Origin of the sequence: Paraburkholderia sediminicola (assembly GCF_046030555.1) — a bacterium.
Taxonomy (GTDB): Bacteria; Pseudomonadota; Gammaproteobacteria; order Burkholderiales; family Burkholderiaceae; genus Paraburkholderia; species Paraburkholderia sediminicola_E.
Map to the genome: position 1 here is coordinate 89756 of NZ_JAQQCH010000015.1, position 23989 is coordinate 113744.

At 62.1% G+C, this 23989-nt stretch carries 24 protein-coding genes and 2 pseudogenes; 19 read left to right on the top strand and 7 right to left on the bottom strand.

Going from position 1 to position 23989, the window contains the following annotated elements; genetic code table 11:
* The first annotated feature begins 9 nt into the window (after positions 1–9).
* Positions 10–1113, top strand: coding sequence for a nucleoside hydrolase (locus PQQ52_RS21575; protein WP_408215586.1), 1104 nt, complete (start codon positions 10–12; stop codon positions 1111–1113).
* Positions 1114–1156: 43 nt separating this feature from the next.
* Here PQQ52_RS21575 and PQQ52_RS21580 read toward each other — a convergent pair.
* Positions 1157–1312 (bottom strand): annotated as a pseudogene (locus PQQ52_RS21580) (LysR family transcriptional regulator); the annotation flags it as partial.
* Positions 1313–1314: 2 nt separating this feature from the next.
* Between PQQ52_RS21580 and PQQ52_RS21585 the strand changes: the two are divergent.
* From PQQ52_RS21585 to PQQ52_RS21670, 18 genes and pseudogenes are all read left to right on the top strand, one after another.
* Positions 1315–1803 (top strand): annotated as a pseudogene (locus tag PQQ52_RS21585) (cation:dicarboxylate symporter family transporter); the annotation flags it as partial.
* Positions 1804–1890: 87 nt separating this feature from the next.
* Positions 1891–2073: a hypothetical protein gene (locus PQQ52_RS21590; protein WP_408215589.1), complete on the top strand. Its 183-nt coding sequence runs from the start codon at positions 1891–1893 to the stop codon at positions 2071–2073.
* Between the two features lie 72 nt (positions 2074–2145).
* Entirely contained in the window at positions 2146–2502 is a 357-nt protein-coding gene (locus PQQ52_RS21595; RefSeq protein ID WP_408215592.1) for an aminotransferase class V-fold PLP-dependent enzyme, read from the top strand.
* Between the two features lie 83 nt (positions 2503–2585).
* Entirely contained in the window at positions 2586–3029 is a 444-nt protein-coding gene (locus PQQ52_RS21600) for a hypothetical protein (RefSeq protein ID WP_408215595.1), read from the top strand.
* Between the two features lie 322 nt (positions 3030–3351).
* A complete protein-coding gene (locus PQQ52_RS21605) occupies positions 3352–3555 on the top strand; it encodes a hypothetical protein (RefSeq protein ID WP_408215598.1) in 204 nt (67 codons plus the stop codon).
* 1069 nt (positions 3556–4624) lie between these two features.
* A complete protein-coding gene (locus PQQ52_RS21610) occupies positions 4625–4810 on the top strand; it encodes a Flp family type IVb pilin (RefSeq protein ID WP_408215600.1) in 186 nt (61 codons plus the stop codon).
* A 130-nt stretch (positions 4811–4940) separates the two neighbouring features.
* The gene (locus tag PQQ52_RS21615; protein WP_408215602.1) at positions 4941–5477 is read left to right on the top strand and encodes an A24 family peptidase; all 537 of its coding nucleotides are present in this window, start codon (positions 4941–4943) and stop codon (positions 5475–5477) included.
* Between the two features lie 36 nt (positions 5478–5513).
* Complete coding sequence (gene cpaB, locus PQQ52_RS21620; protein WP_408215604.1) at positions 5514–6347, top strand: Flp pilus assembly protein CpaB; 834 nt, start codon at positions 5514–5516, stop codon at positions 6345–6347.
* An 86-nt stretch (positions 6348–6433) separates the two neighbouring features.
* Entirely contained in the window at positions 6434–8422 is a 1989-nt protein-coding gene (locus PQQ52_RS21625; RefSeq protein ID WP_408215606.1) for a type II and III secretion system protein family protein, read from the top strand.
* A 23-nt stretch (positions 8423–8445) separates the two neighbouring features.
* On the top strand, positions 8446–8739 hold the full coding sequence (locus tag PQQ52_RS21630) for a hypothetical protein (RefSeq protein ID WP_408215608.1): 294 nt from the start codon (positions 8446–8448) through the stop codon (positions 8737–8739).
* 46 nt (positions 8740–8785) lie between these two features.
* On the top strand, positions 8786–9988 hold the full coding sequence (locus tag PQQ52_RS21635; RefSeq protein WP_408215611.1) for a CpaE/TadZ family protein: 1203 nt from the start codon (positions 8786–8788) through the stop codon (positions 9986–9988).
* A gap of 55 nt (positions 9989–10043) precedes the next feature.
* Positions 10044–11429: a TadA family conjugal transfer-associated ATPase gene (locus PQQ52_RS21640; protein WP_408215613.1), complete on the top strand. Its 1386-nt coding sequence runs from the start codon at positions 10044–10046 to the stop codon at positions 11427–11429.
* A 34-nt stretch (positions 11430–11463) separates the two neighbouring features.
* Complete coding sequence (locus PQQ52_RS21645) at positions 11464–12441, top strand: type II secretion system F family protein (protein ID WP_408215615.1); 978 nt, start codon at positions 11464–11466, stop codon at positions 12439–12441.
* A gap of 63 nt (positions 12442–12504) precedes the next feature.
* Positions 12505–13473: a type II secretion system F family protein gene (locus PQQ52_RS21650; RefSeq protein ID WP_408215617.1), complete on the top strand. Its 969-nt coding sequence runs from the start codon at positions 12505–12507 to the stop codon at positions 13471–13473.
* A gap of 29 nt (positions 13474–13502) precedes the next feature.
* On the top strand, positions 13503–14021 hold the full coding sequence (locus PQQ52_RS21655; protein ID WP_408215620.1) for a TadE/TadG family type IV pilus assembly protein: 519 nt from the start codon (positions 13503–13505) through the stop codon (positions 14019–14021).
* Between the two features lies 1 nt (position 14022).
* Positions 14023–14652, top strand: a complete 630-nt coding sequence (locus tag PQQ52_RS21660) for a TadE/TadG family type IV pilus assembly protein (protein ID WP_408215622.1) — start codon at positions 14023–14025, stop codon at positions 14650–14652.
* A 48-nt stretch (positions 14653–14700) separates the two neighbouring features.
* Complete coding sequence (locus tag PQQ52_RS21665; RefSeq protein ID WP_408215624.1) at positions 14701–16038, top strand: VWA domain-containing protein; 1338 nt, start codon at positions 14701–14703, stop codon at positions 16036–16038.
* A gap of 5 nt (positions 16039–16043) precedes the next feature.
* Positions 16044–16760, top strand: coding sequence for a methyltransferase family protein (locus PQQ52_RS21670; protein ID WP_408215627.1), 717 nt, complete (start codon positions 16044–16046; stop codon positions 16758–16760).
* Here the strand turns inward: PQQ52_RS21670 and PQQ52_RS21675 are convergent.
* From PQQ52_RS21675 to PQQ52_RS21700, 6 genes are all read right to left on the bottom strand, one after another.
* Complete coding sequence (locus PQQ52_RS21675) at positions 16757–17935, bottom strand: MFS transporter (RefSeq protein WP_408215629.1); 1179 nt, start codon at positions 17933–17935, stop codon at positions 16757–16759. The two genes, PQQ52_RS21670 and PQQ52_RS21675, sit on opposite strands and share 4 nt — an antisense overlap.
* Entirely contained in the window at positions 17932–18702 is a 771-nt protein-coding gene (locus PQQ52_RS21680) for a DeoR/GlpR family DNA-binding transcription regulator (protein WP_408215632.1), read from the bottom strand. The genes PQQ52_RS21675 and PQQ52_RS21680 overlap by 4 nt, the downstream gene beginning before the upstream one ends.
* Before the next feature lie 156 nt (positions 18703–18858).
* Positions 18859–19308, bottom strand: a complete 450-nt coding sequence (locus PQQ52_RS21685; RefSeq protein WP_408215634.1) for a copper chaperone PCu(A)C — start codon at positions 19306–19308, stop codon at positions 18859–18861.
* Between the two features lie 36 nt (positions 19309–19344).
* A complete protein-coding gene (locus PQQ52_RS21690; RefSeq protein ID WP_408215637.1) occupies positions 19345–20856 on the bottom strand; it encodes a PepSY-associated TM helix domain-containing protein in 1512 nt (503 codons plus the stop codon).
* A 145-nt stretch (positions 20857–21001) separates the two neighbouring features.
* Positions 21002–23377: a TonB-dependent receptor gene (locus PQQ52_RS21695; RefSeq protein ID WP_408215640.1), complete on the bottom strand. Its 2376-nt coding sequence runs from the start codon at positions 23375–23377 to the stop codon at positions 21002–21004.
* 82 nt (positions 23378–23459) lie between these two features.
* Positions 23460–23861 (bottom strand): DUF2946 domain-containing protein, encoded by a 402-nt coding sequence (locus tag PQQ52_RS21700; protein ID WP_408215643.1) that lies wholly within the window; start codon positions 23859–23861, stop codon positions 23460–23462.
* Positions 23862–23989 lie beyond the last annotated feature (128 nt).

Here is a 23989-nt window from a genome sequence, read left to right on the forward strand (position 1 = left end):
GGACGAAACATGAAATCACAATATATAGGTATCCTGATGATGACACTGCTGCTCGACGCATGTGGGGGCAGTGTGACGACCACCGATCCGCTCGCCAACGCGCCGAAGGTCATCATCGATTCGGACTTCAACACAATGGGTGACGATGGACAGTTGTTCGCCATGACCACGCAGTTGATGGGGCAGGCCAAGGTCAACCTGTTGGGCTTGACCGTCGTAACCGGCAACGACTGGTTACTTCAGGAAGAGGCGGATGCACTGAAGGCCGTGGAGCGCATGGGTGTGCAGAGTGTGGTGGGCGTCTACGGCGGCGCGGACTATCCGTTGCAATACGACGTAGCGAGCATTCGTGCGCAGCAGGCCGCCAATCCGCAAGGCTACTTCGGCGCGTGGATGCGGCCGGAACCGACCCAGCAGTCCCAGCTTGTGGCGCCGCCGGACGGCTTCGCGGTGTCGACGAAACTGCAGACGCAAAGCGCCGCGGATTTCATGATCCAGACCATCAAGCGCTATCCGAATCAGGTCACCATTCTTGAGGTCGGGCCGCCTACCAATCTTGCCACGGCGATCATGAAAGCGCCTGAGATCGTGCCGCTGATCAAGCAGATCGTCTACATGGGCGGCGCGATGGCGGTGCCGGGCAATGCGAATGCCGTGGGCGAACTGAACTGGTGGTTTGATCCGCTTGCCGTACGTACCGTTCTTCAAACAACGATTCCCCAAGCCGTCATTCCGCTCGATGTCACGGATACAGTGCCGCTCACGCAGAGCGTGTACGACCAGATCGTCAACAATCCGAGCAAGCAGACCGCGGTAACGAGAGCGTACGGCATCGCGAACGCAGGCGCGTTCGCCGACAACACCGACCTGTTCGATACCCTCACGATCGCTTATTTCATGGACCCGACCTACGCCACGCAAACGAAGAGTGCCTACCTCGATATCGACACTACGAGCGGCGAGGATCAGGGCCACGTGACGGTCTACCCCGATCAACCCGCAGCGGGCGCGTCACCGAACAAGATCACGTACGTCACGCAGTTCGACAACAATCGTTTCTTTAGTCTCTACGTCGATTTGCTCACACGTCCTGTGCCGATCACGTTGCCTTGATGGCACGATGCCGGACGAATCGCTGAATGGGCCGCGCTCTCGCTCAGACGCGGCCCGGATCGAGCAGGTTCGAGCTGAAATCGCAGCACTGCGCGGCGAGCCGAACGATTTCGGCATTCAGCGAATGCGGTTGTTCCGCGCGATGCATCGCGACGTATGAGACAGGCGGCAGCGCCGGTCGCGTCTGAATCATCCGGAGCCAAGGACGAGCTGATCATCGCATTCTCGACCTGCAGCTCGGCAACGGTGCTGCCACAATTGATGAAGAAGATGGAGGATTACGGCGTGCCGAAGAGCATCACGACCTTCGTCGTGCCGACCGGCTACACGTTCAACCTCGACGGTGCGTCGATCTATCTCGGCATCGGCACGCTGTTCGTTGCGCAACTGTATGGCATTCATCTTGGCTGGCAGGAACAGATGGTCCTCGTATTGACGATGGTCGTGACCTCGAAGGGGGCGGCCGGCGTACCGGGCTTTATGTTCGTGATTCTGCTCGCGACGCTTGCAAGCGCGGGGTTGCCGCTCGAAGGGCTCGCTTTCATCGCCGGCGTAGACCGCGTGATGGACATGGGACGTACCCCGCTTAACGTGGTGGGCAACGCGCTTGCGCCGCTTGTCATCGCCAAATGGGAGCACCAGTACGATGCGGAGAAGGGTAAAGCGTATCTCGCGTCGCTCGACGCTTGAGCGGGCACGGCCCGCACAACAATCGTTCAGCAGAAAAGATCAGGAGCATTCAGATGAGCAGTAGCCAAGGCGAGTTTTTCCGCACCGTTGATGCAGGAGATCAAAGCACGGTTTCACCATGTCGACCACGACACCGACGGAAGCGAGCGACTCTTCTTTGACAACGCGGGCGGTTCGTTCCGCCTCAAGGCGGCCGTCGACGCATTCGCGCGCATCGACGCGCTGCCCGATTGCCCGGAGCGCATCCACGCGCGCGCACGCGATCTTTAGGACGTTCAGGCGCGCGGCGAGGCGGATATCCGCACGATCCTCAACGCGAAGGACGGCAGCATCTACACGTCGTTGACGGCGTCGGGCGCGATGTTCGACATGGTGCGCGCGATCATGGAGAACGTACCGGGCAGCAATGCTGTTACGACGATCCTCGAACATCCGTCTTCTTTCGACGCGATGACGTACTACGCACAACGCACGGGTAAGTCGCTGCGTGTGGCGCCCAGCAATCCGGAGACGGGCGGGGTGGACGTGGAGGCGATTCTGTCGTTGATTGACGCGGACACGGCGCTGCTCAGCGTCATGTATGCATCGAATATCTCCGGCGCGAAGCTCGACATCGCGACGCTCGTGGCATCAATTTCGCGCCCTACAAGTTCTTTGGTTGCCGCGGCTCAGGCATCTCGTGGCTGTCGCCGCGTGTAGCCGTTCTACCGCATCACCGCCTCGACGCGAAGCAGGAAGGGATATGGGAACTCGGCAGCCCGGCACCCGCGCAGTTTGCTGTCGTGAGCGAGATCGTCGAGTACGTGACGTGGATCGGTGGGCAATTCAGCGCTGCGGATACGCGCCGTGAGCGCTTCGTGGAGGGGATGAAACGTATCGAGTTGCACGAACGTGCGCTACTCGCCGCCATGCTCGACGGTTGCGGCGGGCGGCGCGGTTTGCGGCGGCTCGACGGCGTGGACGTATTCTGGGACCACGCCGATCTGACGAAGCGCGATCTGATCCTCGGTATCGGCTTCGCGAACCTGAGCCCCACCGACGCCGTGCGCGAATACGAAAAACGTGGCGTGATCGTCTACGAACGAATCGCGTCGAGCCTGTACTCGGGCCGGATGCTGAAGTCGTTCGATCTCGCCGGCGCGGTGCGGATTTCGCCGCTGCACTGTCATGCGCCCAGCGACGTCGAACGTTTTCTTTCGATCACTGAAGTGCTGACAACGCTGTGAGGCGACGGTCCGGGTCTTCCCGGACCGTGGCGCTGAGCGTTTAAGCAGATTGATACAACTGGATGACGGCATGACCGGCGACCGATCCGGCCCGCCGGTCCCGCGACTCCTACGCAGACCCCAATTACGAGGCGCGCGTAAAGTATTGCGTCCCTTTACTCGCTCGTTCGCCACGGCGCTTCTGCCTCAAGGCGCGGCAGCGGTTTGCCGTCGACGCTTACAGCGCCGCAGGTAATCCACCGAAACACAACCGTAGTCGAACTGTAGTGTCACGTGTCCAGGATGTCCTCATCGCCCATGTATCGACCTATGGAGGTGCCGGATGCTTAGTCATCACGAACTCGCGACGCTCATGCTGCTTGGCGACACGGACAAGCGGCTGGAAGATTTTGACCCGGATGTGCTGGCGTTACGCCGTTACGAGCTAGTGGAAATACGAAAGCGCGATCCACAGGGATCGACGCTGCAACTCACCCGCCAGGGCCGTGAATTACTGGAGCGTCTGCGCACGGGCGCAGGGGGATGAGCGAGGCGCGTAGCGAAGGCTCCTGAGTTTTTCGACGAGCTGGATCAGCGCGCCATAGGAATCAAATCCGGCCGATTCACGCGTCTTCTCACAGCAGTGCTGAGCTAAGCCGGACGCAATGTGCGTCGCGAGTATCCGGGCGCTGTACAGCGCGCGAAGCGCGAAGTTTCTTTGTCGGCCGCTCGCAAAACCATATCGTTGGGTACATGCCCACTGTGCTGCGGAACGCGCTTCCAGCAACGCGTTCCGCCTCGCGCGAGGCGAAACGGGCACATCGCTTACCTCATACAAAGAAAATGCGCGCCGCGCGTCGCTTGTCCCACGTTCAAGCGAGTCATAAATCCTCCGTCAACCCCCGTAGTGCGGGCTAGCGCACATAGCGATGCAAGCGCCGGCCGTGTCGACCCCATGACACATCGGCCCAAACGGCGGCTCATCGTCTCAGGCTTGCGACGGTCCGGTCCAGGGCATGAAAAAGCTACTTCATCGAATTGCGAATCGGCATATTTGACCTGAGCATTCGTCAAACCATTGCCTGTCATCGAGACCAAGGGTTTTCCATCCTCCAGAAATCACGCACGGCGCACGACGACTGGCCGCCGAGACGGCCATCCACGGCGTATCAGGCGCGAGTCATCGCGCGATGCGAATCCCTCTTCCACGGGTGTGCCGAATCACTCATCTCCGCCCGGCAAGGCTTTGAGGGCACATGGCATAGCCCGTGCAATAAGCGAGTCACAAAGCGAAACACGTTGCAGCCGGGAAGCAGCACACGAGTGGAAGCAGCAGAAAAAATCCCGGCAGCAGCAACAGTCTTCGTAGAACGCGTCGGGGAGTTCAACGCGCTTTACGAGGTGCGGCGGGGCCAGCGAAAAACGGACGTCGATACAGTACGGCGCGAATGATCGATACGGGGTATCGGCCACTTGCGACCGCGACGACGTGAAGCGATGATCCCGCCACTTTTTCCGTCTCTATGGACGGACCTGAACGCCGCGCCAGCAGACCTGTTTTCAGGCAACTGTGGCGGCACGAACTGAAGTCAACTTTCACTCTTACGGGGGTTAGCATGAAGAACACGATCCAACAATTCCTGCGCGAAGAAGACGGTGTTGCAGCGATCGAATACGCCCTGCTGGCAGGGCTGATTGCGGTAGCAATCATTGGGACGGTGACGACAATGAGCACGAGTCTGAAAGGCGTGTTCACGACCATTTCGAACTCGTTGGCCGCCATCACCACGGCTGCAGCCTGACGCAGCACGCAGCACCAGGCGCATACCGATCGCTCGCCCTGTCTCGACGGTCCTTCGAGACAGGGTAGCGACGGCCCAGCGCTAAAAGACACGCAAGAAGGGCAATTCGATCCTCAAAGCGGAGCAGATAATGAACGGGGTTCCTTTTCCGGTTGGGCCGTGCGTGATAACGCTGGCGCTCTTCGCCGCACTGTGGGATATGCAAACGCGCCGGATTCCTAACTGGTTGGTGGCGACAGGATTGATCGTGGCGATACCGGTGCAATGGTTCACGCAGGGTGGTATCGGCGGGATGCAGACGTGGCTGGGCGGCACACTCGTGGGCGGTGCGATGTTTTTGCCGGGCTACGCGATGCGGCTGATGGGCGCGGGCGACGTGAAACTGATGGCAGCGATCGGCGCTTTCTGCGGCGCTTACGGCGCATTCGAAATTAGCCTGGCGACTTGTGTGATTGGTGGAATCGGGTCGCTTGCAATATTGCTCCGGCGCCGCCAGATGCGCGTCGGACTGAGCGCGGTGGCGGCGTTGCTGATGAGTTGCACGACGCCGGGATACGGCGCAAAGCAGCGGCAAGGCGGTGTGGCCGCGAGTAGTACGACGGGGTCCATGCCGTACGGAGTGGCCATAGCAATAGGCAGCGCACTCGTGTTGTTCTACAGCGTGTGACGCTGACCAGCAGGCCAAAAAAATCGGGGGTTGAAAATGAAAAATGCGCGCGCTGTAACGATGCTGCTGATCGCGACGCTGGCCGGCCTTACCGCGGTCGTGTTCGCTTCACGCTGGATGGTCTCGCAGGCGTCGAATGCCACCACCAAGGTGGTGGTGGCCGCAACCGATATCAATCTCGGTCAGCGGATCGGGCCTGACTTCCTGAAACTCACCGACTGGCCGTCGAACAGCGTGCCGCCTGGCGCCTTCACGGACACCCAGAAACTCGACGGCCGGGTGCTCAAGGAGAGCCTGCTGCACGGTGAGCCGATTGTCGAAGCGAAGCTGACACCGGTTGGCACGCTCGGCGGCTTGTCGGCGGTGATCGGCGAAGGCAAGCGGGCCATCACGGTGCGTGTGAACGACGTGATTGGCGTGGCGGGCTTCGCGCTGCCGGGCAACTACGTCGACATCATCGTCAATACGCAGAAAGATACGCGCGATCCCGGTGCCCAGCGTGACCAGAACATTTCGAAGATCGTACTCGAGAAGATTCTCGTGCTGGCCGTCGCGCAGGAAGTGGGCCGCGACGAAACCAAACCGAAGGTGGTCGATGCGGTGACACTCGAAGTGTCGCCGGAACAGGCCGAGAAAATCGACCTGGCACGCAGCATCGGCACGCTCTCGCTGGTGTTGCGCAACCAGATCGACCCGCTGGCCATCGATACCGCAGGCGCGACCAAAGCAACGCTGCTGAAGATGCCGGTTGCCGTGGTCGCCGCGCCGGAGCCGAAGCCGGTGAACATCGTACGAAAAGTGGCGGTGCGCGCACCGGGTAATTGCGTGCGCGTACTCGACGGCGCCGACGCAAGACAAGAATGCTTTTGACAGGCCTTAGCCTGCAAGCCGTGACCGATGCGTGACTGACCTCCAGGTACAGCACGTAAAAAAGCGGCACATAACGGGGGTAGGACATGAACGCCAGAATCAATCAGCGCGCTTGCGCGCCGCAGGATCCGCTCGGCCCGCGCAAAGCGAACGCGCGCTCACCACGCGGCCGGACCCGGATCGCCGAAGCTTGCACGTGTGTGGTGGTCGGACTGTATCTGTCGATGCTGCCGGCGGCGCAGGCGGCCGGCCAGAATATGGCGGGCAACGTGCCGGGTTTGCCGGACATGCCGCTTACCATGGCGTCAAACGGCGCCGTGCATCTGACCATCGCCGCCACAGGCATGGGCGGCGGCGCGTTGTCCGGCAGTGCTGCGCAAAGCAGCCGCGGACCTAATTGCAGCGGCCCGGTCGCCGAACATAGCTCGGTTACGATCCCGGTCGGCAAGTCGGCGATGATCGACGTGCGCGAGCCGGTGCGGACCCGCACCGTCGGCAATCCGTCCATCGTGCAGGCGATGCTGGTGTCGCCGCAAACCCTTTATCTGCTCGGGACGGACGTCGGCACCACCAATATGATCGTGCAGGGCCGCAGCGGCTCCTGCACGATTATCGACGTCAGCGTTGGCGCGGACCCGGGCGGTCTGCAACAGACGCTCGCTGCGCTGATGCCCGAGGAAACTGAAATTCAGGTCAAAGCAGCCGCTGATACGCTGGTGCTGACCGGCACGGTTTCCGATGCAGTCAAAGCGGAGCGCGTGATGGAATTGGCCCGCGCCTTCGTAGTCCGGCCGACCGCCGCGTTGCAAAGCAGCGCACCCATGGGAAGCGGCCCGCTGCCCATCGGCGCCGCGCCTCGCGCAATGGGTGCGCCGGCGCCCTCGCTCGGCGGGGCGGGTGGCGAACGCATCATCAACATGATGCGTGTCGCCGCGCCGCAGCAGGTCATGCTCGAAGTGAAAGTCGCCGAAGTCTCAAAGACATTGATCGACCAGCTCGGCGTCGCGGCCAACATCCAGGGCGGTATTGGCAGCTGGAGTTTCGGCTTGCTGGCCAATTATCTGTCCGGCGGATTGAGTGCGTTGACCGCCTCGAAAGCCAACAATCTGCCGCTCAACCTCGCGGTCGACGCGCAGAAAACCGATCAGCTCGTGAAGATCCTCGCCGAGCCGAATCTGATGGCGATCAGCGGCCAGGAAGCGAGCTTCCTCGCGGGCGGCAAGGTCTACATTCCGGTGCCGCAAAGCAACGGCTCGGGCGGCACCACGATTGTCCTGCAGGAAGAGCAATACGGTGTCGGTCTGACCTTCACGCCGACGGTGCTCGAAGGTGGCCGTATCAATCTCAAGGTGTCGCCGGAAGTGTCCGAGCTGTCATCGACCGGTGTGGTGGTCAGCGCGGGCAACTCCAACACGACGTCGATCCTGCCGCTGATTACGACGCGACGCGCCTCGACCACGTTGCAGGTATTCGACGGTCAGAGCTTCGCGATCGGCGGCCTTTTGAAGAGCAACGTGACTGGCTCGATCAAGGGTCTGCCCGGTGCGGCGGAACTGCCGGTGCTCGGTGCGCTGTTTCGCAGCACCAGCTACGAGCAGGACAAGACCGAGCTGGTGTTCGTCGTGACGCCGCGTCTCGCCAAGCCGCTGCCGCAGCACTATCCGCTACCGACCGACGGTTTTAACGATGCCAGTGAAGGGAACGTGTATCTGACCGGCCATATGGAAGGCACGAAGCGCACCGCGCCCGCAGCGGGAGCTTCGGCACCGGTGGCGCCTGGCGCACCCATGGCACCGGCTGCGCCCGCGACACCTGCGGCGATTACGCAGACACCAGTGATCACTACGCCTGTCGTAACGCCGGCCTCGTCCACGCAACCCTTGCAACCCACGCAACCCGCGCCGGGTCCGAACGTTCGCACGCCGGCGGCGGCGACCGCTCCGGCCCGATCATCGGCGGCAAGCGACGGCGGCATGCCGCAATTGCTCACGGTCGCAAAGCCTGACGTGGCCCACGACGCCACGCTCGTCGGCCAGGTATCGGCGGCCGGCGCCGACTCACACGCCGCGCGCTGATTCGCGGCACATTGGAGATCGATATGACATCCACCAGGACACTGATCTGCGCCGCTTTGTGCGCGGGCCTGAGCGCCGCGCTCGCCGGCTGCCTGACCTCGACGCCGCATTGGGACGCGACATTCGGCGACTCGCTCAACCAGATCAAGGAAATGCAGACGCTCAATCCGCAAGCCTCGGCCAATACCGACCCGGTTGCGGGTATCGACGGCGTGGCGGCGGCCGCGGCGCAGAAGAGCTATGCCAAGTCGTTCACGGCGCCGTCCGCGCCGACCAATAACTTCACGATCGGCATCGGTTCGTCGAGCAGCTACTGAAACAGCGCAGCCAGGCGGCTCGGGTTCGAGCCAGCGGAGACACACCATGATCGACACTCTCCTGATTTCGTCCAGTACCGAGCGCGGGCCGCAGATCGCCGCGCGTCTCGAAGCAAGCGGTATTGCGTTCCGGTTGCGCACACTGCACGGCAACGCGAAGCAGCTGCGCGTGCATGCTGCGGCGATCAAGAACGCCGATCTGCTGATCATCGACGATGCCGAGTTGACGCCACGCGAACTAAGCGGCGTCGAAGAGGCCCTGTCGCACACGCCGAATCTCCATTGCATGCTGGTGACACCCGCGCCGTCGACCACGCTGTTGATGGCGGCCATGCGCGTTGGCGTGCGGCACGTGCTGTCCTGGCCGCTCGACGAAGTGGAACTTGCCGACGCGCTCGCGCATGTTTCGTCGAAGAAAAACGCGGGCATGCGCCGTGATGGCCGTGTGATCTCGTTCACATCGTGCAAAGGCGGCAGCGGTACGACGCTGATCGCCGTGAATCTCGCTTATACGCTCGCGGCGCAGCGTGACAAGCGCGTGCTGCTGATCGATCTGAATCAGCAGTTCGCCGACGCAAGTTTGCTGGTGGCCGACAAACCGCCGCCCGCGACGCTCGCCGACCTCTGCGCGCAAATCGACCGGCTCGACGCCGCTTTCTTCGAAGCCTGCGTGATGCACGTTCACGCCAATCTCGATGTGCTGGCCGGCGCGGGTGACCCGGTCAAGTCGGGCGAGCTGCGCGCCGCGCATCTGGAACGAATCCTGACGCTGGTGCGCGAGCAATACGACGCGGTGTTGATCGACGTCGGCCAGAACATCAATCCGCTTGCCATTCATGCGCTCGATCACAGCGACTCGATCTGCATGGTGGTGCGGCAGAACATCCTGTATCTGCATGCCGGGCGCCGCATGCTCGACATCTTCAAGGAACTCGGCTATCCCGCGAGCAAGGTGAGGATGATTGTCAATCAGTACGACAAAAACGCGCGCATCGATCTGCCGACGCTCGAAGAAACACTCGGCGCGAAGGTCGCGCATCACCTGCCGCGTGACGAGAAGCAGGCCACCGAGGCGCTCAACCACGGCGTGCCGCTCGTCACCTCGGCGAAGGGCGGGGCGCTCGCTCAAGGCATCGCGCAACTGGCTGAGGTGCTGTGGCCGCGGCCTGTCGTGGCGCGTAAGAACGTGCTCGGGCGCCTGTTCCGTGGCCGGCCGAATGCGCCGCCGCAATTGAAGACTGGACACTGAGCCCGGCTCAGCCTGGCTGAGCCGGGTTGTCATCGAAAAGAAAGCGGAGAGCACCATGTCATTGCGCGAACAGTTGATGATGCAAAACGGCACCATGCCGTTCGACGGCGCCAGCGGAGGCAACGCGGCGGCAGCCGGCGTCGCGGCCGAAAGCCTCGCGGCGCGGCGCGCATACCAGCAACTCAAGATGAACATTCATCAGGCGATCATCGACCGCGTCGAGCTCGACAAGCTGCAACGCCTGTCGCCCGAACAGATCAAACGCGAACTCGCGCAACTGGTGGAACGGATCGTCGACGAAGACAAGATTCCGATGAACGAACTCGAGCGTCGCCGTCTCGCGCAGGACGTCCACGACGAAATGGTCGGCCTCGGTCCGCTCGAACCTTTGCTCAACGACCCGACCATCTCCGACATTCTCGTCAACACGTCGCAGCACGTGTACGTGGAGCGGCACGGCCGTCTCGAACACACCGACGTGACGTTCTATGACGACGCCCATCTGATGAAGATCATCGAGCGCATCGTCTCGCGCGTGGGCCGCCGGATCGACGAGTCCACGCCGATGGTCGATGCGCGGCTGCCCGACGGTTCCCGTGTCAACGCAATCATTCCGCCCTCGGCGATCGACGGTCCGCTGGTCTCGATTCGCCGCTTCGCGGTGAATCCGCTGACGGTCACCGACATGGTGAACAACCAGAGCTTTACGCCGGCGATGGCGCAACTGCTCGAAGCGCTCATCAAGGCGAAGCTGAACGTGTTGATCTCGGGCGGCACGGGCAGCGGCAAGACCACGCTGCTCAATCTGCTGTCGGGTTTCATTCCCGACGATGAACGGGTCGTGACGATCGAAGACGCGGCCGAACTGCAGATGCGTCAGGAGCACGTGCTGCGGCTTGAAACGCGGCCGCCGAACATTGAAGGCAAGGGTGAAATCTCGCAGCGCTCGCTGGTCCGCAATGCATTGCGGATGCGCCCTGACCGTATCGTGCTCGGCGAAGTGCGCGGCGCCGAAGCGCTCGACATGCTGCACGCGATGAACACCGGCCACGAAGGCTCGATGGCTACGTTGCACGCTAACACGCCACGTGATGCACTGACGCGGCTCGAGAACATGGTCGGCATGGCCGGCCTGACGATGCCGATCAAGGCAATCCGTCAGCAGATCGCCTCCGCGATCACGGTGGTGGTGCAGGCCTCGCGTCTGACGGACGGGCGCCGCAAGCTGATGAGCATTCAGGAAGTCACCGGCATGGAAGGCGATGTCATCAACATGCAGGAAATCTTCACGTTCAAGCGGACCGGTGTCGACGAAAACGGAATGATCAAAGGGCATTTCTGCGCAACCGGTGTACGGCCGAAGTTCTGCGACCGGCTGGCGGGCTTCGGCATTGCATTGCCGGATCAGATGTTCGATCCGGCGCGGCGCTTCGAGGTGTGAGCATGCGGTACGCAACAGCGTCAAGGAGACGAACATGAACACATCGCTTATCGGCTTTGCGGTACTTGCGTTTCTCGCGATCGTGCTGCTGATCGAAGCCGTCTATCTGTTCTGGAGCAGCCGTCATGGCACGGCCGTCAAGCGCATGGACGAGCGCCTCCGAGCCCTCTCGGCGGGCGGCAATATCAGCAACGAGCAGTTGTCGATCCTCAAGCGGCGCCTGCTGAGCGAGTCGCCGTTTGTTATGCGGTTATTGCTGCATGTGCCGCGTGTGTACGCGCTCGACCGCCAGTTGCTGCAGTCCGGGCTGCGCTGGTCGGTGGCGCGCTTTGCCACCTACACGCTGCTGTGCGCGCTCGCCGGCGCCGTGCTGGGTTTCCTGATGCAGACACCGGCTTTGCTGACGGCGGTTCTGGCAGGCGTGGTGGGCCTGTTGCCCGCCATGATCCTGCGCCGCAAGCGCGCGAAGCGCGTGCTGCAACTCGAACGCCAGTTGCCCGATGCAGCCGATCTGATCGCTCGTGCGCTGCGCGCCGGTCACTCGTTTCCCGCGGCGCTCGGCATGGTCGGCGAAGAGCTGCCCGATCCGCTCGGCGGCGAATTCGCGCTGGTGTTCGACGAGGTCAACTACGGCGTGTCGATGAACGACGCGCTCCTGAATATGGTGAACCGCGTACCGGTCGACGATCTGCGCTACTTCGCGATCGCCGTGCTGATCCAGCGGGAAGCGGGTGGCAATCTGGCAGAGATTCTCGGCAGCATCAGCAGCATCATTCGCGAGCGGCTGAAGCTGCTCGGCAAGGTGCGCGTGCTGTCGGCGGAAGGGCGCTTGTCGGCCTGGGTGTTGGGTGTGTTGCCGTTTGCAATTCTCGGCCTGCTGTCGATGCTCAATCCTGGCTACATCAACGTCTTCTGGCAAGACCCGGCGGGCGTGCACCTTGCCACTGTCGCGCTGACGATGATGCTGTTCGGCATCTTGTGGATGCGCAAAGTCGTGCGCATTCATATCTAGCCCACGGGTTCCATCGGTTCCATCTGTTTGAAAAAAGAGGAGCGCGGGCCCCGCCCGCTGACCATGAAAACAGAACAGATCGTCATGCTGGGGGTGATGTTCCTGATCGTATTCGGCGCCGCGCTGAAAGCGATGATGCTGCTGAAGGCCGATCCATTACAACGGCGTATCGAGAAAGTCGGGCATTCCGGCGTCGTGAATCGTGCCGATGCGGAAGACGACGCAGGCGCACAGAAGAGCTGGGTCGAAACCGTCGCCAAGGTGTCCGAACATGTCGCCAGGCTTTCCCTTCCGAAAGACGACTGGGACAAGTCCGCGCTGCGCCTGCGCTTTGCGAACGCGGGCATTCGCACGCCGTCCGCGCCGGCCGTCTATTTCGCCGCCAAGACACTGCTGGCACTCGTTCTGCCGGCTGTCGCACTGATCTTTCTTGGCAACAGCTTCGATGCTGACAAGCGGATGTGGCTGCTGCTGACGGAGTTGGCGGTGTCGGCGGCCGGCTTCTATTTGCCGAACCTGGTGCTCACGCGTCTGATCGGCAGTCGCCAGCGCAAGCTGTTCGAAGACCTGCCCGACGCACTCGATCTGATGACCGTCTGCGTGGAGGCGGGCCTCGGGCTCGACGCGGCGATGATGCGTGTCACCCAGGAAATCGGCGTCAAAAGCCACGCCTTGAAGGACGAGTTCGACATGGTGCTGCTGGAATTGCGTGCTGGGTCCGGACGCGACAAGGCGCTGCGCAATCTGTCGCTGCGCACCGGCGTCGAAGATATCGACACGCTCGCCGCGATGCTGATCCAGGCGGACCGCTTCGGCACCAGCGTCGGCGATTCGCTGCGCGTTTATACCGACAACCTGCGCACCAAACGGCGCTTGCGAGCTGAAGAGCAGGCCGCAAAGATCGCATTGAAACTGCTCTTTCCCTTGATGTTTTTCATTTTTCCGACGCTTCTGGTTGTGCTGATCGGCCCGTCAGCGATCCAGGTCGCGCGCCAGTTGTTCCCCACCATGACCGCCATGTCAGGTGGCTGAGCGATTGCGATCCCGGATAAGGAGGTCAAGTGAATACCACCCCGAAATCCAAGTCCCTGAAGTCCACGCAACGGGACAAAGCGCGCAGGCAGCGCGGCGTAGTCACGGTCGAATTCGCGCTGCTCGCGCCGCTGCTGCTTCTGTTGCTGTGCATCGCGATGGACATGGGCATCGCGCTATGGGTCAATCTGACGATGCAATACGCAGTGCGGGAAGGCGCGCGTTACTCGGTGACGGGGCAAAGCAACCTCGATCCGAACGCGACCAATCAGCAGCGTTATCTGGCGATCGTGCAGGAGATCAAGAACAGCTCGATGGGTCTCTACACGCTCGTCTCGCCGAGTTACGTGATCACCATCAATGGCGCAACCCAAACCTACAACACGCAAACGAATTACAGCACCGGCATGTTCGGCAATCCGGGCGACATCGTCGTGCTGCAAATCAATTGCATCTGGCCGCTGCTGACGCCACTGGTCAAGCCGTTCTTTGCCAATGGCAAGTTCAGCTTCAGCGTCGCGGCGACGATGCGTAACGAGGGCTTCTGACATGCGCACACGTTCCTCGCGAAGAAGCCGCCACGCAGCCAGAGGCATCGTCAGCGTGGAAATGGCGTTGTTGCTGCCGATGCTGGTTGCACTCGCGCTGCCGGTGTACGACATCGCGCGCAACATCCAGGCGCAGATGATCCTGATCAACGTGAGCCGCGAAGGCGCGAGCCTGTCGTCGCGCGCGTCGCTCACGTATCCGATGCAAACCATCATGTCGTCGCTGACCTCGACCACGCCGCCGCTGAACATGGACGCGCACGGGATGATCTACATCACCGAGATCATGGGCAACAACAACTGCGATAGCAACGGCAACAACTGCACCGGCGTCGTAGTCGCCCAGTATCGCTGGAACGGCGGCAATTATTTTCCGGCGAGCCAGTTGTGGAGTTGTGGCAGCAGCGGCACACGCTGGGCGACCGACGGCACCGGCAGTTGCAGTGGCATTCCGGCGGCGGGGACCACGTCGCCGGTGGTGAACCTGCTGCAAGGCAAGCTCTCCGATGGTCAGATCGCCTATGCGGTCGAGACGTTTTATCTGCAGACACCGCTGATCGGTTCATTGAATCTGGGCAGCATCAAAACACCAGCGCTTTCGCCAAATCTCTACGCGATGACGGTGTTCTGATTCAGGCAGGAATTGATCCAAATAAAAAACGCAAGCCGGGGGGATGCAATGAAAAAAATAGCGGTGCATAAAGGGCAGAAGGGCTCGGTCAGCATTATCGTGGCGGTGTCGCTGATTGCGTTGCTGGGCATTATCGGGCTCGTGGTCGACTCCGGCTTCGGCTACATGATCAAGGCGCGGCTCGATGCCGCCACCGACGGCGCGGTGATCGCGGCCGGTGAAGCGGTCACACGCGGCAACAACCAGACGCAACAAACCGCGAATGCGCAGCAGGCGGCCACCGCTTTCTTCACTGCAAATTATCCGGCGGGTTTTCTCGGTTCGAGCGTGGCGGCAGGTACGCCGTCGATTGTGTTCAACGCGGGCACGGTCACGATCGGCATGACGGCACAGGCGAGCGTGCCGGTCACGTTCATGCAGACGCTTGGCTTCAAGGTGCTGCACGTGAGTGCCTCCTCACAGGCGATCCGCAGGACACTGGATATGGCGTTCGTGATCGATAACACCGGTTCGCTGAACACGGCCGGCGTGCCGGCCGCGGTGCGCTCGAACGCGGTGGCGTTCCTGAACAATTTTGACGTGACGAACGATCGCGTGGCGCTAATGCACTTCGCGTACGGCACGGTGGTTGATGTGCCGTTCAACGGCAATGCACGTGGCTTCGACCGCACGACGATGACCACGGATATCAACAACTACACGTTCAATGGCAGCACCAACTCGGCTGAAGCGATCTGGAATGCGCGCAACCAGTTGAATACGGTGATCACGCAGCCGTCCAGTCTGCGGGTGATCGTGTTTTTCTCGGACGGTGCGCCGAACAGCTTTTCGTCGTTCTTCACGACGAATCAGAGCGGTTGCAATAACAAGGCCGGTACGATCGCGAGCCCTGACAGTGCAGGCACGATGTCTGGGCTGTACAGCATGACCGCGCTGAATCAGGCGCTGGGCTCACCGTGCTTCCAGAGTAACGTGACCAGGCTCGTCTCCGCGATGCCGCAGTGGTACAACGCGCACAACGTCAACGAGCAGATTTTCCCGGTCTGGCCGGTGACCGCGCCGCGCGCCGTGCCGAACGGCAACATCACCTATGTGAACGTCAATCGCGCCTCGCGCAATCTGCTCGAAGCGATGGCGGCGCAGGCGCGCATCGAGGGCACTTATGTGTTCACGCTCGGCTATGGACCCGAACTCGTCGCGCCGGCCGGCCCGGACAACGAACTGGGCGAGGACGTTCTCAAGTGCATGGCTAACACGCCGGATTCGCTTGCCCGGTGCTACAACCCGAAACAGCCTGTCGGCGTGTTTTGCTACGCCGCGACGCCGGCCGATCTGAAACCGTGCTTCTCGCAACTGGCCTCGCAAATTCTCCGCATTTCCAGGTGAACGCCATGACACCCACGACATCCTTGCAAGATCTACCTCTCGCTGTCAGCGCGATGGGCGCGGCGGTTGCGTCGCCTGCATCCGCAGCCGATCGGGTCGCGTCCACCGGCCTGCGTCACGCGCTGGTGGAAATCGCGGCCCGGCTCGGCGCCGCGACGATGCTGAGTCTGTTCGCCTACGCCGCGATCATGCGGTGGCGCGCGACGCCGTCGCGGATCACGTTGCTCCTGCTGGTGCTGGCCGCGTGCGTGACGGTCGGTTTGTCGCTGTTCTCGCGTGTGCCGATGAAACGCGACTGGCGGCCGCTCGCGTTCATATTTTCGATGGGCGGCACGTATTACTTTCTGGCCGTACGCCTTTCGCCCGGCGCGCAACTTGTGCCGGAGACAGTGGGTGCGTCGTTGCAGTTGCTGGGCATTTTCTGGCAACTGTTCGCGAAGGCGTCGCTCTCGCGCTCGTTCGGCATCTTGCCGGCCAATCGCGGTGTTGTATCGCGCGGCGCATATCGCTTTGTGCGACATCCGATGTATCTCGGTTACTTCATCGCCGACATCGGCTTTCTGCTGGTGAACTTCGGTCTGCAGAACCTGCTCGTGTATGGCTGCCAGTTTGCACTGCAGGTGGGCCGAATCGTGCGGGAAGAACGGCTTCTATCGGCGGACGAAGGGTATCGGACGTACAAGGGGCGCGTACGTTATCGCGTGATTCCAGGCGTGTTCTAGGCAACGCTCGCGCTGCGCACCGCCTTGCCGCCCATCAGGCAGACAATCAGGGTGGCCACGACGAGCACACAAAGCGCCACGCGCAAGCCGAGCAAGCCGGCGCCGAGTCCGATCAACGGCGGACCGACCAGGAAACCGGCGTAACCCGCGGTGGCCGCCATCGATACACCGACAGCCGGCGTAACGGTCGAGCGGCCCGCCGCGCTGAAAATGACCGGGACGATATTCGCGAGGCCGACGCCGACCATGGCAAAGCCCACGCAAGCCGTGAGCACGCTCGGCAGACTCAGCACCAGCGCGAGCCCGGCTGCCGCCAGAACGCCACCGAAGCCGATCACCTTGCTCGAACCGAAGCGCCGCACGGACACATCGCCGACGATGCGGCAAGCCGCCATCGAGAACGCAAACGCGGAATAGCCGACCGCCGCGACGCTGGCCGCTTCGCTCAAGGTGGTGCGCAAATACACCGCGCTCCAGTCGGCCACCGCGCCTTCCACCATCATGCAAAGGAACGCGAGCAGGGCAAGTTTCATCACCTTGGCGTTGGGCAACGCAAAGCCACTGGAGGACGCGGCCGCGCGCGGACCGAGATCGCGCAACGCAAGCACCGCGGCGGCGACCATGAGGATGGCGATGAACACGTCCGGCAACACGAGACCGCCGATCACCCCGACGCCGCCTTTCTGGATCATGGCGCCCGTCGCCGCGCCGAGCAGGCCGCCCGCACTCCACGCCGCGTGAAACGAGGACATGATCGGCGACTTCCATTGTGTTTCGATCGTGCTGGCGTGCCCGTTCATCGATACGTCGAGCGCGCCGTTCGCCGCGCCGAGGGCGAGGAGCATGATAAACAGTGCCGCCAGGTTCGGTGCGAACGCGGGTAGCGGCAGCGCCACGACAAATGCCGCGCCGAGCAGCGCCGTGGCCCGGCCACTGCCGAAGCGCGGTGCCAACTGTCCCGCCAGCGGCATGGCTACGATCGCGCCCAGCGCAAAGGCGAACAAAGCGATGCCCAGCGAGGTGTCGCTCAGCGACAGGCTTTCCTTGATGCGCGGCACTTCAACCGCCCAGGCGCCGATCCCGAATCCGTTGGCGAGAAACACACCGAGGGTGGCTACACGCTCCTTGAGCGGCCTGGTGGCCGGCTGCACGAATGGCTTGGCAAGTGTTTTCATGAGCGGGCCACCATCACGTTGTCGCACACCGCTTCGAGCAGGGTACGCCGCGCGGCCGTCACATCTGCTTCGACGAACAGATAGTCCACCGCGCATGCCGGTGCAACGGAAAACGGCGCGGCGGTCATCAGTTTTTCCGAGGTCATGGCGATGGCCACCTGACTGCTTGCCTTTACCATCGCCCGTTTGAGTTCGGCATCTTCGACGTCGAACGCGGCGAGCCCTTCGTCTGGATCGAATGCGCACGCGCCCAGGAAGCAAAGGTCGGCCTTGATCTGCTGGACCTGCAGCAAGGCGGTGGCGCCGGTCGAGCCGGCCGCGCTCTGGGCGATGCGCCCGCCGATGAGAATGAGGTCGAACCCCGGCCGGTTGAGCAGGCGTGCACACACCTCCGGCGAATTCGTGACGACGGTGAGATCCGCGTTGTCCGGAAGCGCGGCGGCGATGGCGACATTGGTCGATCCGGTGTCCAGCAACACGATCTGCTTCGGCCGGACGATGGACGCAGCGGCGGCAGCGAGACGCGCCTTGCGGTCCACCGCTTCGCTCATGCGGACCTGCGCGCTTTTGCCGGACGGCGAAATCAGCAGGGCGCCGCCATAAACGCGCTTGCAGTGCCCCTGCTCGGCGAGTTCGCGCAGGTGACGGCGGACCGTGTGCTCGGAGGTCTGGAATTCAGCCGCGAGTTCGGACGCCAATACGCGACCCTGCGCCCGCAGCCGTTCCAGAATCTGCCGCTCCCGTTCTTCGGGCAGAAGCCCGTCCATTGCGTCCTGTCGCGTTCGTTGCATGACTTCACCTTGCCTGATTGCGAATCGATCATAATCGAGCAAAATGTATCATAAACGAGATATCCCTGCAAATGACCGGCTGGACGGGGCATCAGAACGATTTTCGCGGCCCTTTAGTCGACATTTGAACCATCACGGGGCCATCGTGCCCGCGCTTTTCACCATGCAAGCGGCAGTGACTTTCTCGCCGTCGCTGAACGAGAACGTCAGCGGGATCGTCGTGCCGATCTTGAGTGGCTGTTTCGGATGCTCCAGCATCACGTGATAGTTGCCCGGTGCAAAGACGAGCGAGCCGTGCGCGGGCACCGCCACCTGATCGACCATCGCCATCGAGGACGTGCTGCCCTGGCTTTGCGTCTGATGCAACATGGCCATGCCGAACGCTTCGGAGCCGACGCCGACGAGATTGACGGGTTGGTCGCCCGTATTGCTGGCCTTGAAATAGCCGCCCGACGGCAGATCGCCCGGCAAGGCGCGGATCCAGCAGTCCGATACGCTGGCGCTTGTCGCGGCACCCGCGAACGCCTGCATGGATGAACCGCACAACAACGCGGCGAGTAAAAGTTTGCGAGGTGCTTTCATGGTGTGCTCCTTGGTTTTAACTGCGGAAATGAGGCTTTAAGCAGGTTGCCGCGCGGCGCGGCCAAAAATCGTGCGGTCGGCGAGCCACACCGCGAGCAGCGTGGCGCCCATCAATGGAAAGACGATGCCGAGCAGAACGAGGCCGGTTTTCCAGCCGCGCATCGGCGGTGCGGCATGTTCGCGCGACGGTGCGCCGAGCGAGCGCTGCGGCCGCCGCTTCCACCACATCACAAAGCCGGTCACGGCCATCCCCGCGAGTCCAAGCGAAATCACGGCGCAGAGAATCTGATTGGCGACACCGAAATAGCGGCCCATATGCAGCGATGTGCCGTACGACACGGCCTTCGATATCGCGCCGTAGTCGCCGTAACGGATGTCTTTCAGCACCGCGCCGCTGTATTGGTCGATGTATAGCGTGCGTTCGTCTTTCGGGTCGGCCGGGAAGTACGAGACGGTGTAGACGCCCGTGGCGGAGGTGGGTAACACGATGTCGTAGCCGCTCGGAACGCCGAGCGATGCGACGAGCGCGACGATGCGTCCCAGCGGTAGCGCTTGCGCCGCGTGTGCATCGGCGGATTGCGGCACGGGCGTGTTGCCGACGGCCCATGGCGTGAGCGGCAACGGCAGGTCGTCCATCACCATGCCCGGCATCGAATCCATGTTCGCCATGTTCGCCATGTGCGCGCTGTGTTCATCGGCTGATGCGTGCGCCATCTGCGTTTTCGCAGGCATCGCCGCAGTGCCCGCATGCGCATCGGCGTGCATACCTTGCAGTGCGGAGCGTAGCGGCAAGCCGCCCCACGAACCCGGCGGCGCGCCGAGATTGGCGGCGGTCGCGAGTGCCTTGAACTGCTTGCCCCATGAACCCGTCCAGGGCAGACCGCTCAGCACGAATACGAGCACGCCAAGCGCGAGCCAGATGCCCATCACGGCATGAAGGCTCTTCCAGAATGGGCGTCCTTGTAGTGAGAAACGAGGTATCAGCGCGGCGCGTGGGGTGGTGTTGTCGCGCGGCCACCAGAGCGCGACGCCGGTGCCGATCATCACCAGTGTCCAGCATGCGGCCAACTCCATCAGCAATTCGCCGGCTTTGCCGAGTAGCAGCTTGCGATGAAGCATGCGGTCCACCTGCATGAAGCGGCGCTCGACGCTTAGCGTACCCAATATTTCGCCGCTGTACGGGTTGAGATAGACGCTCTGTTTTTCGCCGTCGGCGAGGCGAAAAATGAATTCGGTGCTGCGATCCGGTGCGCGCGTAATGGGAGCGGTCACCGCACGCGCATTGGCCGGCATCGCTGCGCGGGCCTTGGCAAGCAATGCATCTTCGGTCAGCCGGGGTGTGGCTTGCGGTTCGACGATCAGGCGATGCGGGTAAAGCAATGGTTCGATTTGCGGCTGGAAGCAATACAGCGTGCCGGTGATCGCAAGCACGACCAGAAACGGCATCACAAAGAGGCCGGCGTAAAAGTGCCAGCGCCAGAGCGTGCGGTAGCCGGCGCTCGCCGTGCTTGCCGCCGAGGTCGTGCGTTGAGCGGTGGTGGTGGACATTGAATCCTCCTGAAGCAAAGAGTGGGTCGATCGGTTTGCGCAGCGATGCACACGCTGGTTTGCCACTCGCGAGTGCATCGTGTGCATCGATAAGGCGAGTGCAAATGGCGAGTGAAAAAGGCGCGTGCAAATCGCGTGTTCGCGTTTACATGCGCAGCTTCGCTTCGACGTAGAACGTGCGGCCCGGATACGGGTGATAGACGAAATAGCGCGCGTCGAACAGGTTGTCCACGCCGATTCCGACTTCACTCAGCTTTGTCGGCTTGAACGTGAACTTCGCATCGGCAACCGTGTACGAACTGGTGCCACCGAATACATCGGGATTCGTGTCGGTATTGGTGAGCGTGTTGTATTCGCGGCCGGAATAGCGCGCGGCGAGCGTCACCGCCGAGCGTTCGTCGATGTGATACGTCGCGGCGAGATTGGCGCGCCACAACGGAATCCGATAGAAATACTTGCCGACGCTCGCCGGGTTCTGTGCATTCGCGATGATCTTCGACTGCGTGTACGCCACGCTCGCTAGCAGATCGAGACCGCGTATCAACACATCCTGTCCGGCATAGCTCGTTTCGACGCCACGTGAGCGCACCTTGCCGATGTTCTGGAAGTTCGTCACGTTTGGAATCACGGTCGTATCGGTCTGACTGAAGATCGTGTTCTTCACGTCGTCCTGGAACAGCGAGAAGCGGAACACGCCGTTCCAGTGCGCCCATTCGGCGGTCAGTTCTTTCGAGAGATCGTCCTCGGGCTTCAGATTCGGATTGTTGTTGATGATCGACGAGCCGTTGATTTGCCCCTGGAACATCTCGCCCACCGTCGGAAAACGATAGGCGCGGCCAATGGAAGCGCGCAGGATCAGATCGTCGGTGACATCGAACGACAACGAGGCTTTCGGCGAGAAGTGCTGCTGATTCGCATCGCTGTACGGAATGGCTTTGCCGGGCAGCATTTGCGAGCCACCGTAGGCTTGCCAGTCTTCATACCGTACGCCGTAGACCAGTTTCCAGCGCGGCAGGAAGTGCCATGCATCCTGCGCATACAACGCCTGAGTCTGCGTCTTGCCGGCGAATGCATTGGCAAATGACGTGGCCGCGCCGTCCCGCCAGTTCAGCGTGTTGTAGCTCTCGTTATCGAGGAAGTAGTTGTCGTAGTGATAGCCGAAGCTCAGTGCATGGCTCGTCCACCCCGCTTGCGGCGTGACGGGGGTGTAAGTGGTGCGCAAATCGAGCGTTTTCCAGCCGGTGCCGTCGCCGAAAATCACCGTGCCAGGGCCGTTGCCCGGCGCACCTGAATTCGCGGTGCGCGCCACGCTATTGCCGATGTCGTAGTAGGAAGCGATTGCTTCGCCATTCCAGCCAGTGGCGTTGCGGGTCTTCAGCGTGAGGCCGTATAGCCAGTTCTCGCTGTGGCCGAGACTCGGGGCGAGGGCGGCCGCCGGAATCGTGTACTCGTAGCCGCCTATCGCGACCTTGCCGCTGTATACCGGGTTGCCGTTCGCGTCGCGCAGGAAACTCGATGTTGTGCTGTTGTACGTCTGATGCCAGTAGCCGAGGGTAAAGGCGGCCTGCAGTGTCGGCGTGAAGTCGTATTGCATCTTCAGCTTGAACTGGTCCTGCACCGTATGTTCGATCCCTTCGCCGTTCACGCCAAGTACCGCGGTCGGCGTATTGGTCTGGTTGTTGTAGAAGTACGCGCCGGTAACCGGCGTGTCGCCGGCTTTCGCGGGCGTGCTGGATTTGGCGAGCGTGGCGAATTGCAGCGGCTGGCTCGTGTTTTCCAGGTGATTCACGCCCAGCAAATACGAGAATTCCCCGATGCGGTCGCCAATCGACGCACTCGCTTCGCTACCGTTGAAATTCTGATTCACACCGAACAGGCTGAAGTGTTGGGTGAAGGCTTTGACGTCCGCGTCGGCTTCGAACTTCTTCGGCATGCGGGTGCTGATGAGCACCGTGGCGCCCAATGAGTTGCCCGGATAGAGCGCGGAAAACGGCCCGTAGATCACATCGACCTGCTGGATCTCGTCGGGAAACACCATCGACCAGCGTGGCGGAAACGAATAACTGTTGCCGAGCAGATTGCTGAGCAGCAGGCCGTCTGCATAAACAAGCCCGCGCGCGCTCTGCGTGTTGCTGGTACCGCGCACGGCAATGATCGAATTCAGATCGCCGATAAAGCGCTTGCGCACGGCGAGGTTCGGCATGTACTTCAGCACGTCTTCGGTATTGACGACGTTCCAGTTGTCGAACTGTTCACGCGTGACGGTTTCGACGGAAGCCGGCAGGTTAGGGTCGAGGGCGCGCGGGGCGGCGACGGCATGGGCGGTGACACTGACAGCGGGCAGCGTGGCGTCGGCGGGCGCGCTATCCGCGTAAGCCGGGGATGAGATGAATGCCGGCGCGAAAGCCGGAACTAACACCGGCAGACAAACGGGAAAATACGATAGCGGCCGGCCGGATGGAATGCGCCTGGCGCCGCGGCGGGCGTAAAAATGCAGCCCTCGCAGAGGGAAGTTGAACATGAACGTTTCCTTGATGCATTGAACAGGCGATCGCGCGCCCCTCAGCGGGTGCGACGAGATGCGCGATCAGGAACAACAGCGATCAGGAAACGGCAGGTGGGTCTCTTGGGCGTCCGGACGGAAACGCGCCGAGCGGCGTGAAGCGGGTGGAGAGGGCGGGCGGCGTGGTGCCCACCAGCGCGAGCGTGGCCGGCGGTTCGACGGCCGCGACGCTCGGCATGGCGACGTGATGTTCGAGCAGGTGGCAGTAACCGCATGCGCCGAAGGCGTCGTCGTGGCTTAGATGGACGGGTGCCGGGCTGGCAGGCGCGGACTGGCTCGTCAGGCTCTGAGTGCCCGGCTGTAGCGCCGAACAGAGCGCCGCGAAAGGCTCGTGCGCGCGGTTCGACACCAGCATCTGACTCACGACCGGCGCGAACACGACTAGCCACATGGCGATCAGGCCAAGCCATGCGGTCATGCGGTTGCGGGAGCGTAGAGTCATGATGGTCGAGGTAAAGACGCGGGCGATTCTAGCACTGCCGCGCGGTCTTTTCTCGTGTGATTCCGCTTATCGCGTTGGGTATAGCGTTGGATTAGAAGCCCGAAACCCGCTCATTTCCGGGCGGTACC